At 52.9% G+C, this 18,519-nt stretch carries 16 protein-coding genes; 4 read left to right on the forward strand and 12 right to left on the reverse strand.

Translation table 11 applies throughout. From position 1 onward, the window contains the following. Nucleotides 1-58: 58 nt before the first annotated feature. The 11 genes from lpxD to rpsB form a co-directional block, all read right to left on the reverse strand. Nucleotides 59-1,084, reverse strand: a complete 1,026-nt coding sequence (gene lpxD, locus QMG44_RS12250; RefSeq protein WP_014168709.1) for a UDP-3-O-(3-hydroxymyristoyl)glucosamine N-acyltransferase — start codon at nucleotides 1,082-1,084, stop codon at nucleotides 59-61. Nucleotides 1,085-1,087: 3 nt separating this feature from the next. After that, nucleotides 1,088-1,582, reverse strand: a complete 495-nt coding sequence (gene skp / locus QMG44_RS12255; protein ID WP_020882619.1) for a molecular chaperone Skp — start codon at nucleotides 1,580-1,582, stop codon at nucleotides 1,088-1,090. Nucleotides 1,583-1,704: 122 nt separating this feature from the next. After that, on the reverse strand, nucleotides 1,705-4,122 hold the full coding sequence (bamA, locus tag QMG44_RS12260) for an outer membrane protein assembly factor BamA (protein WP_014168707.1): 2,418 nt from the start codon (nucleotides 4,120-4,122) through the stop codon (nucleotides 1,705-1,707). Between the two features lie 31 nt (nucleotides 4,123-4,153). After that, nucleotides 4,154-5,506, reverse strand: a complete 1,353-nt coding sequence (gene rseP / locus QMG44_RS12265) for a sigma E protease regulator RseP (RefSeq protein ID WP_020882618.1) — start codon at nucleotides 5,504-5,506, stop codon at nucleotides 4,154-4,156. A gap of 11 nt (nucleotides 5,507-5,517) precedes the next feature. Further along, entirely contained in the window at nucleotides 5,518-6,375 is an 858-nt protein-coding gene (gene cdsA, locus QMG44_RS12270; RefSeq protein WP_086533247.1) for a phosphatidate cytidylyltransferase, read from the reverse strand. A gap of 12 nt (nucleotides 6,376-6,387) precedes the next feature. After that, the gene (gene ispU / locus QMG44_RS12275) at nucleotides 6,388-7,146 is read right to left on the reverse strand and encodes a (2E,6E)-farnesyl-diphosphate-specific ditrans,polycis-undecaprenyl-diphosphate synthase (RefSeq protein ID WP_281853093.1); all 759 of its coding nucleotides are present in this window, start codon (nucleotides 7,144-7,146) and stop codon (nucleotides 6,388-6,390) included. 186 nt (nucleotides 7,147-7,332) lie between these two features. Then, a complete protein-coding gene (ispC, locus tag QMG44_RS12280; RefSeq protein WP_020882617.1) occupies nucleotides 7,333-8,532 on the reverse strand; it encodes a 1-deoxy-D-xylulose-5-phosphate reductoisomerase in 1,200 nt (399 codons plus the stop codon). Between the two features lie 95 nt (nucleotides 8,533-8,627). After that, the gene (gene frr, locus QMG44_RS12285) at nucleotides 8,628-9,185 is read right to left on the reverse strand and encodes a ribosome recycling factor (protein WP_014168702.1); all 558 of its coding nucleotides are present in this window, start codon (nucleotides 9,183-9,185) and stop codon (nucleotides 8,628-8,630) included. 166 nt (nucleotides 9,186-9,351) lie between these two features. Next, nucleotides 9,352-10,077: a UMP kinase gene (gene pyrH, locus QMG44_RS12290; RefSeq protein WP_003856194.1), complete on the reverse strand. Its 726-nt coding sequence runs from the start codon at nucleotides 10,075-10,077 to the stop codon at nucleotides 9,352-9,354. A 150-nt stretch (nucleotides 10,078-10,227) separates the two neighbouring features. Next, nucleotides 10,228-11,079, reverse strand: coding sequence for a translation elongation factor Ts (tsf, locus tag QMG44_RS12295; RefSeq protein WP_008501911.1), 852 nt, complete (start codon nucleotides 11,077-11,079; stop codon nucleotides 10,228-10,230). Nucleotides 11,080-11,196: 117 nt separating this feature from the next. Continuing rightward, nucleotides 11,197-11,922 carry a 30S ribosomal protein S2 gene (rpsB, locus tag QMG44_RS12300; RefSeq protein ID WP_003856207.1) on the reverse strand — a complete coding sequence of 242 codons (726 nt, stop codon included), beginning with the start codon at nucleotides 11,920-11,922 and terminating at the stop codon, nucleotides 11,197-11,199. A gap of 321 nt (nucleotides 11,923-12,243) precedes the next feature. On the opposite strand from rpsB, the gene map reads away from it, so the two are divergent. The 4 genes from map (at nucleotide 12,244) to QMG44_RS12320 (ending at nucleotide 17,132) form a co-directional block, all read left to right on the forward strand. Next, nucleotides 12,244-13,038 (forward strand): type I methionyl aminopeptidase, encoded by a 795-nt coding sequence (gene map / locus QMG44_RS12305; RefSeq protein ID WP_281853094.1) that lies wholly within the window; start codon nucleotides 12,244-12,246, stop codon nucleotides 13,036-13,038. A 63-nt stretch (nucleotides 13,039-13,101) separates the two neighbouring features. Continuing rightward, the gene (gene glnD, locus QMG44_RS12310; protein WP_086533246.1) at nucleotides 13,102-15,777 is read left to right on the forward strand and encodes a bifunctional uridylyltransferase/uridylyl-removing protein GlnD; all 2,676 of its coding nucleotides are present in this window, start codon (nucleotides 13,102-13,104) and stop codon (nucleotides 15,775-15,777) included. A 32-nt stretch (nucleotides 15,778-15,809) separates the two neighbouring features. Continuing rightward, nucleotides 15,810-16,634: a 2,3,4,5-tetrahydropyridine-2,6-dicarboxylate N-succinyltransferase gene (dapD, locus tag QMG44_RS12315; protein ID WP_020882614.1), complete on the forward strand. Its 825-nt coding sequence runs from the start codon at nucleotides 15,810-15,812 to the stop codon at nucleotides 16,632-16,634. Between the two features lie 111 nt (nucleotides 16,635-16,745). Further along, nucleotides 16,746-17,132: a DUF3461 family protein gene (locus QMG44_RS12320; RefSeq protein WP_281853095.1), complete on the forward strand. Its 387-nt coding sequence runs from the start codon at nucleotides 16,746-16,748 to the stop codon at nucleotides 17,130-17,132. Nucleotides 17,133-17,222: 90 nt separating this feature from the next. On the opposite strand, the gene cdaR is transcribed toward QMG44_RS12320, so the two are convergent. Next, on the reverse strand, nucleotides 17,223-18,380 hold the full coding sequence (gene cdaR / locus QMG44_RS12325) for a DNA-binding transcriptional regulator CdaR (RefSeq protein ID WP_020882613.1): 1,158 nt from the start codon (nucleotides 18,378-18,380) through the stop codon (nucleotides 17,223-17,225). Nucleotides 18,381-18,519: the final 139 nt, after the last annotated feature.

Below are 18,519 nucleotides of genomic sequence, written 5' to 3' on the forward strand. Positions count from 1 at the left end.
CTGCCGGTTTATAAGAAAGCCGACAGGCCGGGGAATATAGCATTAAACGGATGAACGCTTAGTCTTGTTGATCGATTTTGCGCTCAAGAGACTTGAGTCGCTTGCTCATATCATCAATATTCATCACCAGAGCAGCTGTTTTACGCCATACCTTGTTGGGTTGCAGCGGGATGCCAGAGGAATAGACGCCAGGTTCGGTGATAGGACGCATTACCATGCCCATTCCTGTCACGGTCACCTTGTCGCATATTTCCATATGGCCATTAATCACGCTCGCACCGCCGATCATGCAGTAACGGCCAATTTTCAGGCTGCCCGCCATGATAACGCCACCCGCAACCGCGGTATTGTCGCCAATCACAACGTTATGCGCAATCTGGCACTGATTATCGATGATAACACCATTGCCAATAATCGTATCGTCAAGTGCACCACGGTCAATGGTGGTACAAGCACCGATCTCAACACGATCGCCGATAATCACGCGACCAAGCTGTGGGATCTTAACCCAATTACCACGATCGTTAGCGTAGCCAAAGCCATCAGAACCAATCACTGTGCTGGACTGAATGAGGCAATTTTCGCCAATTTCTACTTCATGGTAAACAGACACGTTGGCCCATAAACGGGTCCCGGCGCCGATTTTCGTATTTTTCCCAACGAAGCAACCTGGGCCAATGACAACGTTATCGCCCAGCACCACGCCAGATTCGATAACGGCATTTGCGCCAACTGCCACGTTGTGACCAAGCTGAGCCGTCGGATCAATCGCTGCACTGGCAGCAATGTCCTGCGCCGGCTGCGGCGTGGAATCAAGAATTTGTGCCATGCGTGCATACGTCAGGTAGGGATTTTTCACTACCAACGCGCTTCCAGTGGCAAACGGAAGATCGTCCTGCGTCAGAACAACAGCTGACGCCTGGCATTGAGCCAGTTGCTCACGGTACTTAGGGCTTACCATGAAGGTAATAGTGCCGGCTTTAGCAGATTGCATGGACGCAACAGCGGTGATGACGAGATCGCCATCACCGTGTAATTCTGCATCCAACTGCTGAGCTAAATCAGCCAGTCGAATTGAAGGCATTACTTATTTAACCTGTTTCAGAACATCAGCGGTGATGTCTTTAACATCGCTGCTGTTGAAAGCAACGGCATTCGCATCAACAACCAGATCGATGCTCTGATCGGCAGCAACTGCTTTAACAGCAGTCTGAATGCGAGTCACCAGCTTGCCACGCTCTTCGTTAGAACGACGCTGACGATCCTGCTCGAAAGCCTGCGCTTTCTGGGAGAACGTCTGACGCTGAGCCATTACGTCTTTTTCCAGCTTGCTACGGTCGCTCGCTTTCATGGTAGAACCATCACGCTGCAGACGCTGCATTTTGGACTGAAGATCGTTTTCCATACCCTGCAGTTCGCTTGCACGGCCTTTGAATTCGTTTTCCAGCGTCGCAGAAACACCTGTTTTCTGTGCAACCTGCTGGAACAAATTACCCATGTTGACGATTGCAATTTTGTCTGCTGCCTGAGCAGAGGTTGCCATCGCTAAACCGAGACCTGCAGCTAATAACCACTTTTTCACAATTAACTCCTTACCATCCCATTGGCACCAGAAGGTACCGTTCTTTGCGTGGCAAGGCGATCGTGTTACCGATCGCCAGTTGTCAGCGCTACACTGCCAACGCATTCCATTGCAGCGGATTATTACCAGGTTTTACCAATGTTAAACTGGAATTGCTCCGCTTTGTCTCCATCGTATTTCTTAAACGGCTGGGCGTAAGAGAAGACCAACGGCCCCAGCGGTGACATCCATTGTAATGCGATACCTGCAGACATGCGAATATTGCTCGGATCGCTGTAGTCTGGTACGCCTGCCGCACGCATCTGGGCAGTATTCTCCCAGTTGGTATCCCATACAGTACCGGCATCCCAGAAGATGGATGTACGGACTGAGTTTGCGTATTTATCACTGATGAACGGCGTTGGTGTGATGAACTCCAGGCTGGCAACGGCCATGGCGTTACCGCCCACCGCATCATCAGAGCTACAGACTTCAGAAGACGACGATTTATTACAGTTATCGGTGTCGTTACCGCCGTAATAGACCGCTTTCGGACCAATGTTGTTGGACTGGAAGCCACGGACGGTGCTGGAACCACCGGCGTAGAAGTTCTCATAGAATGGCAGTTCTTTGCCACCTAAACCATCGCCATAGCCCCAACGGGTACGACCCAGGACTACCCACTTGTGGTCGTCATCAATTGGGAAGTAGGACGCGGTGTCCAGCGTTACCTTGTAGAACTCGTTATCAGAACCCGGAACGGTCACTTTACCGTTCAGGTTGACACGAGAACCTTCCGTCGGGAAGTAACCACGGTCGAGACGGTTATAGGTCCAGCCATAGTTGAAGGTGAAGTCATCAGCAGCAAAGCCGTTGTTGTCCCCATTTTTACTGGTTGACTGGCCAATAGAGTCCAGATAACGCCACATCGCCACCTGCGGTTGCATGTTGGACAGGTCGTTATGCACATAACCTAAACCAGCGCGCAGCGAGTTGTATTCGTTAACCGGGAAGCCGAGCGTGCCATCTACACCGTAGCTCTTGTTGGTGTAAGAAGACAGATCCGCGTCATCTGCTTTAAAGTCGTTATAGAAGATACGACCGCCCAGGCTCACACCATCTACGGTGAAGTATGGGTTGGTAACAGAGAACTCAGAGTAGGTCTGGTAGTCGTTTTTGGTACCGTTGATACCTACGGAGTAACCCGTACCCAGCCAGTTATCCTGCTGTACGCCGACCTGGAAGCTGACGCCACTTTCAGTACCGTAGCCCACACCGAAGTTAAAGCTACCGGTGTTACGCTCTTTGACTTTATAAACGACATCAACCTGATCCGGGCTGCCCGGAACACGCTGGGTATCGGTATCAACCGTTTCGAAATAGCCCAGACGGTTCAGACGCTCTTTACCCTGGTCAACAAGGTCGCTACCTAACCATGCGCCTTCCATCTGACGCATCTCGCGACGCAGGACGGAATCTTTAGAGGTGTCGTTACCTTCGAAGCGGATCTTACGCACGTAGAAACGGTTACCCGCATCAACATTAACGTGAAGCTTCACAGTTTTATCCGCGTCGTTGATTTCAGGCTGAGTTTGTACACGCGGATAAGCATAACCATAGCGGCCGAGCAGCTTCTTAATGCTGTCTTCCATTTTGGTCACTTTAGACCCGCTATACAGCTCGCCCGGCTGAATTTTGGTCAGCGATTCGATCTCAGCAGAATGGCCTGCCAGGTTGCCACTCACGTCAACACCAGAAAGCTTGTACTGATCGCCTTCTGTGATGTTAATCGTAATGTAGATGCCTTTCTTGTCTGGCGTCAGACTGACCTGAGTCGAGTCGATGTTGAAACGGGCATAACCGCGATCCAGATAGTAGCTGCGCAGGGTTTCAAGGTCGCCCGCCAGTTTCTGCTTCTGGTATTTACGATCGCCCACCACGTTCCACCATGGCACTTCGTCGCGCAGCTGGAACGTAGAGATCAGTTCATCGGTGCTGAACGCGTGGTTACCCACGATGTTGATCTGCTGGATCTTCGCAGAAACACCTTCCTGGAAGACCAGTTTCAGGTCAACACGGTTACGTGGCAACGGCGTCACAACCGCTTTCACGCTGGCACTGTATTTACCCACGCTGTAATAGAAGTCTTCCAGACCTTTTTCTATGTCTGAAAGGGTTGTGCGGTCCAGGGATTCCCCCACACGTACGCCAGATGCTTCAAGGTTCTGCTTGAGCATGTCATCTTTCACCGACTTGTTACCGGAGAAGGTGATACTGGCGATCGTCGGACGTTCTTTTACCTGAACCAGAAGCGTATCACCATCGCGCAGGACGCGGACATCCTCGAAGTTGCCAGTGGCAAACAGAGCACGGATGGTGTTACTGATGTCATCATCATTAACCGTATCGCCGGGGCGCACAGGCATACTGAGGAGGGCCGCACCAACGGCGACACGCTGAAGGCCTTCGAAATGAATGTCTTTCACTACGAACCCGTCAGCACCGTATACGGTGGCGCTGCTAAACAGCAGCGACGCTATGAGCAACTTTTTCATCGCCATCGTTATTATGCGTTCTTCCTAACTAACTCTCTTACAACCGAGAGAAATCATTGAAAAGTGCAAGCCCCATTAACAGCACCAGCAAAATCGAGCCAATGCGATAACTAAAGTCTTGAACTCGCTCGGATACCGGCCCGCCTTTTAGCTTTTCAATCGCCAAAAACAGCAGATGACCCCCGTCTAAAACGGGAAGCGGGAACAGGTTGATTATCCCAAGGTTCACGCTAATGAGCGCAAGAAACATGAGATAGTAAATCACCCCGAACTCCGCTGACATCCCAGCCCCCTGAGCTATTGAAATTGGCCCACTGAGGTTGTTCAGTTTCACATCACCGGTTATCAATTTCCCCAACATGTTTACCGTCAGCTTCATCAGTTGCCATGTTTTATCCGTGGCTTCAAGGATGGCGCTGAACGGCCCATACTGGCGTATTGTCTTGTACTCATCTGGCAGCGGGATGACTTTCGGCACAACGCCTGCAAACCCTTCTGCCTTTTTGCCGACCGACTTCGTATCCGGAGTCAGCGTCAGCGAAAGCGGACTGCCCTGCCTTTCAACTTCCAGCGCGAGCGACGTGCCCGGATTATCGCGCACCAGAGTAACAAAGGTCATCCACTCTGTTAATGGTTGACCATCGACTTTAACGATCCTGTCGCCCGCTTGCAAACCTGCTTTGCTGGCAGCCGAGTTTGCCTGTACTTCGGCTAATACCGGCTCAATCTGCGCACCGCGTGGACGAATGCCCAGCGCAGAGACGGGATCTTCTTTGTCTGGCTCGAAACGCCAGTGACGTAAATCGAGCACTTTGTCCTGCCGCTGGTCAGAACCAAACGGCGACACGCTGAATGTTGTCTGCCGATCGCCAATTTTGGCTACCAGCTGCAGACGCACGGCATCCCAATCAGGGGTTTCGATGCCATCAATCGCTTTAAGTTCCATCCCCGGCGTAATTTGCGCACTCGCCGCGATGGAATCAGGCGCAATTTCACCCACAACCGGACGCACGCCAGGCACGCCGATGATAAACACCAGCCAGTAGGCGAAAACAGCAAAGATGAAGTTGGCTACCGGCCCGGCAGCGATGATGGCGGCGCGTTGTCCAACGGTTTTGTTGTTGAATGCGCTGTGTCGTAGCTCAGGGGCGACAGGCTCAACGCGTTCGTCGAGCATCTTAACGTAGCCGCCAAGCGGGATAAGAGCGATGACAAATTCTGTGCCGTGGCGGTCAGTGCGCGTCCAGAGTGATTTACCAAAACCGATGGAAAACCGCTCTACCCGCACACCGCAACGGCGAGCAACCCAGAAATGGCCAAATTCATGCACGGTAATCAGTACACCCAGTGCAACAATGAACGCCGCCAGATTCCAGAGAATGCTCAGCATAAAACCTTCCGTTAAATCGTCCCGAATACCAGTAAAAGCAAGCACGCAAACACTGGAACAGCCGCTGTCAGGCTATCAATGCGATCCAGTATACCGCCATGTCCTGGAATCAGTTGTCCGCTGTCCTTAATCCCTGCTTCACGCTTAAACATACTTTCGGTTAAATCACCGAGTACCGAGGCCAGCGCAGCAAAAATAGAGCACACCAGCAGTATTGACGGTGCCACTTCCAGATTCGCCCAGACGCCATAGCCCCAGGAAATGATTGCTGCCGTAAACAGGCCGCCGATGAATCCTTGCCAGGTTTTGCCGGGAGACACTTTTGGCGCCAGTTTATGTTTGCCAAACAGTTTACCAAACATATAGGCCCCAGAGTCAGCCCCCCAGACGAGAATCATCACATAAAGCAGCCAGATCGCGCCGCTGTAGTGGTTTTCGTCATAGTGCCAGGCGCGCAGTGCGACCATACCCCAGAAAAAAGGAACAATTGTGAGCAGGCCAAAAATAAGACGCAACACCTTTGAATTACGCCAGAATGCCGCGGAACCTGGGTAAAAAAGCACCAGCAGCAGCGCGGCAACCCACCAGCCCAGCGATACCCAAAGGGAACCGGCAACCAGCGGTTGGTGAATATCATGGTGATATTCAGGCAAGGTAAACAGCATCAGGGCCAGGATAAAGCCACAGAGTACCGCCAGCCATACCCGCTGAGTGCGTGAGGTAAAGCCGCTAAACTGACCCCATTCCCACGCGGCGAGCATGCAGACCACCAGCGTCAAAATAGCGAATCCCACCGGGGGCAGTAAAAACAGCGCCGCAATGACAATGGGTATTAATACAAAAGCGGAAATCAGGCGATACTTCAGCAAAAGCTACCCCCATCAGGCTTTGTCGCCACCTGGCTCGGTGCCGCCGAAACGACGCTCTCGATTGGCAAAGGCATGCAGCGCACCTTCAAAGTCTTGTTCATCAAAATCGGGCCAAAGAACATCAGTAAAGTAAAGTTCGGCGTAGGCAATTTGCCACAGCAAAAAGTTACTGATGCGATGTTCTCCCCCTGTCCTAATTACCAAATCCACAGGTGCCAGTTCATTCATGCAGATTTGCTTACTCAGCGCCTCTTCATCAATTTGGTCGGGTCTCAACAGCCCTTCCTGAACCTGTTCGGCCAGATGCCGAACGCCCTGGATAATATCCCAGCGTCCACCGTAATTCGCCGCGATATTGAGCGTCAGACCGGTATTATTTTCAGTCAGCGCTTCTGCTTTACGAATCCGTTCCTGCAAACGTGAGTTAAAACGACTGGTTTCGCCGATAATACACAGACGGACGTTGTGGCGGTGCAGGCTTTTTACTTCGCTATCGAGCGCCCACACAAACAATTCCATCAACGCGGTCACTTCCTGCGGCGGTCGATTCCAGTTTTCACTGCTAAAAGCATAGAGCGTTAACGCATCAATGCCGTTATTGGCGGCAAAAGAAACGGCGCGGCGAACAGATTTCGCCCCAGCTTTATGCCCAAAGGCTCGTATCTTCCCTTGTCTTTTCGCCCAGCGGCCGTTGCCATCCATAATGATTGCTACATGACGGCAGCCATGAGCTGGCAAGTTTTCGCTTATTGGTTGATTCGCAGACAACATAACGCGTTTTTGGTCCCTGAAAAGGATTTAACGGTACTCAGGAATACTGAAGCCTATACATAAAAAAGCCGTGTCAAACCACGGCTTACCTGACCACGTAAAGTCAAATACCTGCGATCAGGTGGCGCAGACTATATCACTGAAGCCCAACGCTAACAAATAGCACAACCACTAGTGCTTGCTTTATCACCAGCTTGCGAGGCGTGTCACCTGCTTACGTGCAATAACGCGAGCCTGTGCATCCACCGCCAGCACCTCTTCCACGCTTTGTGGTTCGCGCAAATCCATCATTTCCAGTACCGATAAATTCAACGTCGCAATATCGGTAAATCGGATCTGCTGATTCAGAAATGCCTCAACGGTAATTTCATTAGCTGCATTAAGTGCCGTCGTCGCCGCCTGCCCCTGGTCAAAGGCTTTCATCGCAAGCTTCAGACACGGATAACGATCGTAGTCCGGTTCGCTAAAGGTCAGTGAACTCAGCTTGCAAAAATCGAGCGGTTTCGCCCCGGACTTCACCCGATTCGGCCACGCCATGGCATGCGCGATAGGCGTGCGCATGTCCGGTTCGCCCAGTTGCGCAAGGACGCTGCCATCCTGATAGCGCACCATCGAGTGAATCACCGATTGCGGGTGGATCAGCACTTCCATCTGTTTCGCCGACGCATTGAACAGCCAGCGCGCTTCAATGTATTCCAGACCTTTGTTCATCATGGTGGCGGAGTCAACGGAGATTTTACGCCCCATTGACCAGTTCGGATGACGGCACGCCTGCTCAGGCGTCATTGCGCTCAGTTCAGACAGTGGCGTTTCACGGAACGGGCCACCTGACCCGGTAAGCAAAATCGATACAACGCCATTCTGCTCCAGGTCAGCGTACCCCAGGTTCTGTTGAAAAGGTTGCGGTAAACTCTGAAAAATCGCGTTGTGCTCGCTATCGACCGGTAAAAGACGCGCCCCGCGCTGCTTCACCGCCTCCATAAAGAGACGTCCGCAGGTCACCAGCGACTCTTTGTTAGCCAGCAGAACCTCTTTACCGGCATCAATAGCGGCAAGCGTCGGTAGCAGCCCTGCAGCCCCGACGATTGCCGCCATGACCTGATCAACCTCATCCAGCGCAGCCATGTCGCAGGCCGCCTGCTGGCCACTCAGGACCTCAGTACGACAGCCTTTCTCACGCAACTGCGCGGTGAGCAGGCGGGCGCTCTCTTCGTCATCCATAACCGCATAGCGAGGCGTAAACTCCAGGCACTGTTCGATCATACGCTGCACATTCTTACCGGCCACCAGCGCGGTCACGGTGTAATGTTCAGGATTATGGCGAACAACGTCGAGAGTGCTGCAACCGATAGAGCCGGTTGAGCCAAGGAGTGTTAAATGCTTCATGAGATGCCCGAAAAAAGTTAGACCAGATAAAAGCAAAACGCCGCCAGCAAGACCCGAAGTCCTTCTGAACGGCGTTTATCAGTGTACGACAGAAATCAGAACTGCATCAGTTCCGCTTCTTTATCTGCCAGCGCCGCATCAATTTTCTTGATCGCAGCATCCGTCATCTTCTGAATGTCGTCCTGAGAACGACGATCGTCATCTTCACTGATCTCTTTTTCTTTCAGCAGCGCTTTGAGTTTATCGTTCGCATCACGACGTACGTTACGCACGGATACGCGACCCTGCTCAGCTTCACCACGAACAACTTTGATCAGGTCTTTACGACGTTCTTCAGTCAGTGGAGGCAGTGGAACGCGAATGTCAGCGCCCGCAGAGCTTGGGTTCAGACCCAGGTCAGACGCCATGATCGCTTTCTCAACCGCTGGGCTCATAGAACGATCGAAGACGTTGATTTTCAGCGTACGGGTATCTTCAACGGTAACACTCGCCAGCTGACGCAGTGGCGTTGGCGTGCCGTAGTATTCTACGATGATGCCATCCAGCAGGCTTGGGGAAGCACGGCCAGTACGGATTTTGCTGATTTGGGTTTTGAACGCTTCTACGCATTTTTCCATGCGTACTTCAGCATCTTTTCTGATTTCGTTAATCACGTTACGAATCCTTGAAAACTTGTCTCAGGCAGACTATCCGCCAGCACAGCGCTACAGGTGTGCTAAGTATAGTCGCGTTTAATTCTGACAACGCCAAAGGCGCGCCCAGGTAAGATACCACTACAAAATAAAGCGGAATCTTACCTGTATTTATCGCCGACGGAAATTATTCCGTGATCAAAGTGCCTTCTTTTTCACCCATGACCACGCGACGCAGTGCGCCAGGTTTGTTCATGTTGAAGACACGGATCGGCAGTTTGTGGTCACGAGCCAGCGTAAAGGCGGCAAGATCCATCACTTTCAGCTCTTTTTCCAGCACTTCGCTGTAGCTCAGCTGATCGTACATGGTGGCAGACGGATCTTTTGCCGGGTCGGCAGTAAACACGCCATCCACTTTGGTCGCTTTCAGAACCACATCGGCTTCGATCTCGATACCGCGCAGGCAGGCAGCGGAATCGGTAGTAAAGAACGGGTTACCCGTACCGGCGGAGAGGATCACCACGCGGTTGTTGCGCAGCAGGCTAATCGCCTCTGCCCAGCTGTAGTTATCGCAGACGCCATTCAATGGGATTGCGGACATCAGGCGGGCGTTCACATAGGCGCGATGAAGCGCATCACGCATTGCCAGGCCATTCATCACGGTTGCCAGCATACCCATGTGGTCGCCCACAACGCGGTTCATCCCCGCTTTCGCCAGACCAGCACCACGGAAAAGGTTGCCACCGCCAATGACCACGCCAACCTGAATACCCAGTTCGACCAGTTCTTTGATTTCCTGTGCCATGCGGTCAAGGATGCTTGCGTCAATACCGAAGCCTTCCGATCCCTGCAGCGCTTCGCCACTCAGCTTAAGCAGAATGCGTTTGTACACGGGTTTTGCATTGGTAGCCATGTTTCTTTCCTGAGACTGTCAACGATTAAGATGGGGGTTAATTCTGGCGACATGATATGTCGCATATCAGCACAGGGATACTGGAGCCTGTCTGATTTCGTGTGACGGGTGACAAAAAGAAGCCGCCCTCAGGCGGCTCCTTTTCAATCATTAAGACTGCTTGGACATTGCAGCAACTTCTGCTGCGAAGTCAGTCTCAACTTTCTCGATGCCTTCGCCCACTTCGAAGCGGATGAAGCCAGTCACGTCAGCGTTGTGCTCTTTCAGCAGCTGAGCAACAGACTTGCTTGGATCCATAACGAATGGCTGGCCAGTCAGAGAAACTTCGCCGGTGAATTTCTTCATGCGGCCTTCAACCATTTTCTCTGCGATTTCTTTTGGCTTACCAGACTGCATCGCGATGTCCAGCTGAACCTGGTACTCTTTTTCTACCACTTCAGCAGACACGTCTTCTGGCTTAACGAATTCTGGTTTGCTTGCAGCGATGTGCATAGCCAGCTGTTTAACCAGCTCTTCATCAGCGCCTTTAGCCGCAACCAGAACACCGATACGTGCACCGTGCTGGTATGAACCCAGAACGTCGCCTTCCAGAGAAGCAACACGACGGATGTTGATGTTCTCACCGATTTTAGCAACCAGAGCAACACGTTCTTCTTCGAACTGTGCTTTCAGAACTTCAACGTCAGTGATTTTGCCCGCAACAGCTGCGTCCAGAACTTTGTTAGCAAATGCCTGGAAACCACCATCTTTAGCAACGAAGTCAGTCTGGCAGTTAACTTCCAGGATGATGCCGTAGTTGCCGTCGATCTTAGTGATGATCACGCCGTCAGCAGCAACGTTGCCTGCTTTTTTAGCTGCTTTGATCGCACCGGATTTACGCATGTTTTCGATTGCCAGCTCGATGTCGCCGTTCGCTTCAGTCAGCGCTTTTTTGCAATCCATCATGCCTGCGCCAGTACGCTCGCGCAGCTCTTTTACCAGGGATGCGGTAATTTCAGCCATTCTTAAATCCTCGGGAGATGTGAACTGCCCGGCCTGAGGCCAAACAGTGTAAATTGAAAAAAGGGGCCGATAATTGGCCCCTATTCATACACGGTACTAATAAGGGGTGAAACCTTATTATTCAGCTTCTACGAAGCTTTCTTCCGCCTGAGAAGCCAGATCCTGGGAACGGCCTTCACGAACGGTAGCAGCTACAGCGCTCAGGTACAGGCTAACAGCACGGATTGCGTCGTCGTTACCCGGGATAACGAAGTCAACACCGTCCGGATCGGAGTTAGTATCAACGATAGCGAATACCGGGATACCCAGGTTGTTAGCTTCTTTGATTGCGATGTGCTCGTGGTCTGCATCGATTACGAACAGCGCGTCTGGCAGGCCGCCCATATCTTTGATACCGCCCAGGCTGTTTTCCAGCTTGTCCAGTTCACGAGTGCGCATCAGCGCTTCTTTCTTAGTCAGCTTGTCGAAAGTACCGTCCTGAGACTGGGTTTCCAGATCTTTCAGGCGCTTGATGGACTGACGAACGGTTTTCCAGTTAGTCAGCATGCCGCCCAACCAGCGATGGTTCACGAAGAACTGATCGCAGCTGTTAGCAGCATCTTTCACAGCTTCGCTTGCAGCGCGCTTAGTACCAACGAACAGAATCTTACCTTTACGGGAAGAGATCTTGTTCAGCTCAGCCAGGGCTTCGTTGAACATTGGTACAGTTTTCTCAAGGTTGATGATGTGAACTTTGTTACGTGCGCCGAAGATGAAAGGCTTCATTTTCGGGTTCCAGTAACGGGTCTGGTGACCGAAGTGAACACCAGCCTTGAGCATGTCGCGCATGGAAACAGTTGCCATGTTTAAAACCTCTATATTAAAAGTTGGGGTTATGCCTCCACGTATCCCATATTACCGACCCCGAAGGGCACCCCGGAATATGTGCCGATACGTGTGTGTTGTTACACAAAGTGAGATTTGTCGCTTCCGTCCAGCCTGTGTATCTGAAATGGATCGGAAGTCCGGCGCGCTTTATACCACAAAACACGATCAGAAACCAACAGTTGTTGGCCGAGTGTGCTGTTAATGATTCTCAATTTGGCACGGGGTGCGCCTGACTGATACCATTAACGACACTTAGACTAGTATTGTCGAAAAAATCGACACTGATGGGCAGATTACATGGCTATCTCTATTAAGACACCTGAAGAAATTGAAAAGATGCGCGTCGCCGGTCGTCTGGCCGCAGACGTGCTGGAAATGATCGAGCCGTACGTGAAGCCGGGCGTGAGCACGGGTGAACTGGACCGCATTTGTAACGACTATATCGTCAATGAGCAGCACGCGGTCTCCGCCTGCCTTGGCTACCATGGTTTCCCGAAATCCGTCTGCATTTCGATTAACGAAGTGATTTGTCACGGTATTCCGGACAACGAAAAACTGCTCAAAGATGGCGACATCGTCAACATCGACGTGACGGTCATTAAAGATGACTACCACGGTGACACCTCTAAGATGTTCATCGTGGGCAAGCCGACGATTCTGGGCGAGCGTCTGTGCAAAGTGACGCAAGAAAGCCTCTACCTGGCGCTGAAAATGGTTAAACCCGGCATTCGCCTGCGCACCATCGGGGCCGCTATCCAGAAATTCGTTGAAGCGGAAGGTTTCTCCGTTGTGCGTGAATACTGCGGCCACGGCATTGGCCGTGTCTTCCACGAAGAGCCACAGGTTCTGCACTATGATGCGGATGACGGCGGCGTGGTACTGCAAAAAGGCATGACCTTCACCATCGAGCCGATGGTCAATGCCGGTGATTACCGCATCCGCACCATGAAAGATGGCTGGACGGTGAAAACCAAAGACAGAAGCTTGTCTGCGCAGTACGAGCATACTATTGTGGTAACAGACAACGGCTGCGAAATTATGACGTTGCGCAAGGATGACACCATCCCGGCGATACTCACGCACGATGAATGATAAAAAAGCCGGCAGATGCCGGCTTTTTTAATGGCTATAGCTTTTTCTTATGGGTGGCGCACGATGAGTAATCTTTTACCCGAACAGTATGCTAACACAGCACTTCCCACCCTACCCGACCAGCCCGATAACCCGGGCGTCTGGCCCCAGCAGGATCTGACCTGCGCCGGTATCAAGGCGCATATGGATGTTTTCCAGCGCTGGCTCGGAAGCGCATTTGATGCCGGTATCTCCGCGGAGCAGCTCATTGAAGCACGCACCGAGTTTATCGACCAGCTCCTGCAGCGTCTGTGGATTGATTACGGGTTTGGGCAGATCAGTGACGTGGCACTGGTCGCCGTCGGGGGCTATGGCCGCGGTGAGCTTCATCCGCTTTCCGATATCGACTTACTGATTTTAAGTCGCAAAAAGCTGCCGGATGAACAGGCGCAGAAAATTGGCGAACTGCTGACGCTGCTGTGGGATGTGAAGCTTGAAGTGGGCCACAGCGTGCGCACGCTGGAAGAGTGCCTGCTTGAAGGATTATCTGACCTGACCGTCGCCACCAACCTGATTGAAACCCGCCTGTTGATTGGCGACGTTGCGTTGTTCCTGGAGCTGCAAAAACACATTTTCAGCGACGGCTTCTGGCCTTCAGAAAAATTCTTCGCCGCGAAGGTCGAGGAGCAGAATCAGCGTCACCAGCGCTACCATGGCACCAGCTATAACCTGGAGCCGGATATTAAAAGCAGTCCGGGCGGACTGCGCGACATTCACACGCTGCAGTGGGTGGCCCGCCGCCACTTTGGCGCCACCTCAATGGACGAGATGGTTGGCTTCGGCTTTTTAACCGAGGCTGAGCGAAACGAGCTGAATGAGTGTCTGCACCTGCTCTGGCGGATCCGTTTTGCCCTACATCTCGAGCTTAGCCGCTACGATAACCGTCTGCTGTTTGACCGTCAGCTCAGCGTGGCGCAGCGCCTCAACTACCGCGGTGAAGGTAACGAGCCGGTTGAGCACATGATGAAGGATTTCTTCCGCGTTACCCGTCGCGTCACTGAACTGAACCAGATGCTGCTGCAGCTGTTCGACGAAGCGATCCTGGCCCTGACGGCGGACGAAAAACCGCGGCCGATCGATGATGAATTCCAGCTGCGCGGCACGCTTATCGATCTGCGCGACGAAACGCTGTTTATCCGTGAGCCGGAAGCGATCCTGCGGATGTTCTACACCATGGTTCGCAATAGCACGATCACCGGGATCTACTCCACAACGCTGCGTCATCTGCGCCATGCGCGCCGTCATCTGACGCAACCACTGTGCTATATCCCGGAAGCCCGATCCCTTTTTCTCAGTATGTTGCGCCATCCGGGGGCGGTCAGCCGTGGGCTTCTGCCGATGCATCGCCACAGCGTGCTGTGGGCCTATATGCCACAGTGGTCACATATCGTCGGGCAGATGCAGTTCGATCTGTTCCACGCCTATACGGTGGATGAACACACGATCCGCGTCATGCTCAAGCTGGAGAGCTTTGCCAGAGAAGAGACACGCTCACGTCACCCACTGTGCGTCGAACTGTGGCCACGTCTTACCCACCCGGAACTGATCCTGATTGCCGCCCTGTTCCACGACATCGCCAAAGGTCGCGGCGGTGACCACTCGGTGCTCGGCGCGCAGGACGTGCTGAAATTTGCCGAACTGCATGGACTGAACTCTCGCGAGACGCAGCTGGTTGCCTGGCTGGTACGCCATCACCTGCTGATGTCCGTCACCGCGCAGCGTCGTGACATTCAGGATCCGGAGGTCATCAAGCAGTTTGCAGAAGAGGTTCAGACGGAAAACCGCCTGCGCTATCTGGTCTGCCTGACGGTAGCCGATATTTGTGCCACCAACGAAACGCTGTGGAACAGCTGGAAGCAAAGCCTGTTGCGCGAGTTGTACTTTGCCACCGAAAAACAGCTGCGCCGCGGGATGCAAAACACCCCGGACATGCGCGAGCGTGTACGCCATCATCAGCTGCAGGCGCTGGCGCTGTTGCGGATGGATAACATTGATGAAGAGGCGCTGCATCAGATTTGGGCGCGCTGTCGTGCCAACTATTTTGTCCGCCACAGCCCAAACCAGCTTGCCTGGCATGCGCGACATCTGCTTCTGCATGATTTATCGCAGCCGATGATCCTCCTCAGTCCGCAGGCCACGCGCGGCGGTACCGAGATCTTTATCTGGAGTCCGGATCGGCCTTATCTGTTTGCTGCGGTTTGTGCCGAACTGGACAGGCGTAACCTGAGCGTTCACGACGCGCAGATTTTCACCACCCGGGACGGCATGGCGATGGACACCTTTATTGTGCTGGAGCCAGACGGAAGCCCGCTGTCGTCGGACCGCCATGAAGGGATACGTTTTGGCCTGGAACAGGCGATCACCCAGCGCAGCTGGCAGCCACCGCAGCCGCGTCGTCAGCCGTCGAAATTACGCCACTTTACCGTCGATACCGAGGTCAATTTCCTGCCGACCCACACCGATCGTAAATCGTTCCTGGAGCTGATCGCGCTCGACCAGCCAGGGCTGCTCGCCCGCGTCGGCCAGGTTTTTGCCGATCTGGGAATTTCGCTTCACGGGGCCAGAATTACAACCATTGGCGAACGAGTAGAAGATTTATTTATAATCGCCACCGCCGACCGGCGTGCCCTTAATAATGACCTGCAACTTGAAGTGCAACAACGGTTGACAGCAGCCCTCAATCCAAACGATAAAGGGTGACGTGTTTTTTAGTGAAATGGAAAGAGTAAACAATGCAGCAGTTACAGAACGTTATTGAGTCCGCTTTTGAGCGTCGCGCCGAGATTACTCCGGCAAATGTGGATACCGTTACCCGTGAAGCGGTTAATCAGGTTATTTCTCTGCTGGATTCCGGCGCGCTACGTGTAGCAGAAAAAATCGACGGTCAGTGGGTAACTCATCAATGGCTGAAGAAAGCCGTGCTGCTCTCTTTCCGTATCAATGATAACCAGGTTATCGACGGAGCAGAAAGCCGCTACTTCGATAAAGTCCCTATGAAATTCGCTGACTACGACGAAGCTCGCTTCCAGAAAGAAGGCTTCCGCGTAGTACCGCCAGCGGCCGTGCGTCAGGGTGCGTTCATCGCGCGTAACACCGTGCTGATGCCCTCCTACGTTAACATCGGTGCTTACGTAGACGAAGGCTCCATGGTGGATACCTGGGCAACCGTCGGCTCCTGCGCGCAGATCGGTAAAAACGTTCACCTGTCCGGCGGCGTGGGTATCGGTGGTGTACTGGAGCCACTGCAGGCTAATCCAACCATCATCGAAGATAACTGCTTCATCGGCGCGCGCTCTGAAGTGGTGGAAGGCGTGATCGTTGAGGAAGGCTCCGTTATCTCGATGGGCGTTTACATCGGTCAGAGCACCCGTATTTACGATCGTGAGACCGGTGAAATTCACTACGGTCGCGTGCCGGCCGGTTCCGTTGTGGTCTCCGGCAACCTGCCGTCAAAAGATGGCAAGTACAGCCTGTACTGTGCGGTTATCGTGAAGAAAGTTGATGCGAAAACCCGCGGTAAGGTGGGCATCAATGAGTTGCTGCGCACCATCGATTAATCGGATATAACAAAAAGCGGGGGCCACCCCGCTTTTTTCATATCTGAGGGTGGCGAAAATAGATTTTTTCGTTAATTATTCAAAGGTTATGTTGAGATCAAGGGTACCGCTATGTACGATAATCTGAAAAGTCTGGGCATTACCAATCCTGATGAAATTGATCGTTACAGCCTTCGCCAGGAAGCTAATAACGACATTCTGAAAATCTATTTTCACAAGGACAAAGGAGAGTTTTTCGCCAAGAGCGTGAAGTTTAAATATCCACGCCAGCGTAAGACCGTCGTCGCTGACGGTGTAGGACAGGGATACAAAGAAGTTCAGGAAATCAGCCCTAATCTGCGCTATGTGATCGATGAACTCGATCAGCTCTGTCAGCGCGACCGCACTGAAGTCGATCTCAAACGTAAGATCCTCGACGATCTGCGTCACCTTGAAAGCGTTGTCACCAACAAGATTAGCGAAATCGAAGCGGATCTTGAAAAGCTTACCCGGAAATAAACGCAAAACGGCAATCTTTGATTGCCGTTTTAGTGTTTGCGCCCTCTCCCGTGGAAAGGGATGGAGTAAGGGCATCAGGCCGTATTCCACTCATCTCTGCTCATCGAGCTGTAACGCCACATAAAGCAGCAGCCTGTCGTCAAAGCTCCCCAGATCCAGCCCTGTCAGCTCCGAAATCCGGTTCAGTCGATATTCCAGCGTATTGCGATGTATAAACAGCGCTTTCGACGTAGCCAGCGGCTGTACGTTATGACGGAACCACGCCTGCAGCGTCCGACGCAGCAGACCGTTGTTGTCCATCGCCTTGAGGCGCGCTAACGGACGTGCCAGCTCATTGGCCTGCCAGCCACCGCGCAGGCTGTCGAGCAGCACCGGCAGCATCAGATCCTGGTAGAAATAACTGCGGCTTTCCGGCATCCGCTGCTTACCCACCATCATGGTGGTGCGGGCAGTACGCCAGGAGCGGGCAATACTGCCCGGACCGGTGAAGTAATTGCCCAGCGCGACGCGAAAACGAAGCTGACCATTCTCCTTCATGCGGGCAATCAACTGCTCCACGCGACGACGATGATCTTCTGCATCCCAGCGCCCGAACGCGTTCAGCGCGGGCTTGAGCACCACCATTTCCGTCAGAGAGACAATCGCCACCAGGTTATCGCGTTCCGGTGTCGCCAGCGCATTTTGCAGCTGCTGCAGCTCAGCCATCGCACTGTCAACGCCAAGCTGGCCGCTGTCCACCTCAATTACCGCCACGACGCGCGGCTGATTCAGATCGATTCCCAGGCGCTGCGCCCATTCATTGAGTGCAGGGGTATGCTCATCCGCCTGAATCAGATTCATCACCAGCTCTTCACGCAGACGGCTGTCCTGGGCGAGCAGATGCATCAGGCGCGACTGCTCAAGCATCATCTCCGCCGTCATACAGACCAGTTCGCCATATTTTCGCAGCGACTCCGGCTCGCCGGTCAGGCCGATAACGCCAACAATTTCCCCCTCAAGACGCAGCGGTAAATTGATGCCCTGACGGACACCGTGCAGGTGTTTCGCCACCGCATCGTCGATGTCCACCACCCGCCCCTGGGAGAGCACCAGCAGCGCCCCTTCGTGCAATTCCCCAATACGCTCACGATCGCCACTGCCAATAATGCGCCCACGGGCATCCATTACGTTGATATTGGTATCAATGATGCGCATGGTGCGTGCCACAATATCCTGCGCCATTTTGGTATCGAGATGCCAGCCAGCCATGTAACCCTCCTGTGAGCAGAGCTCAAGCATAGGGAAGTTCAGCTACCGCTGCATTGTGCGAATGCACAAAGTGAAAGGGAGAAGTATGGAGTTGTGGAAAAGGTCACAGAAAGGTGAAAAGCCCCTGCTCATCTGAAAC

The organism is Enterobacter sp. 200527-13 (assembly GCF_027924865.1).
Lineage (GTDB): Bacteria > Pseudomonadota > Gammaproteobacteria > Enterobacterales > Enterobacteriaceae > Enterobacter > Enterobacter ludwigii.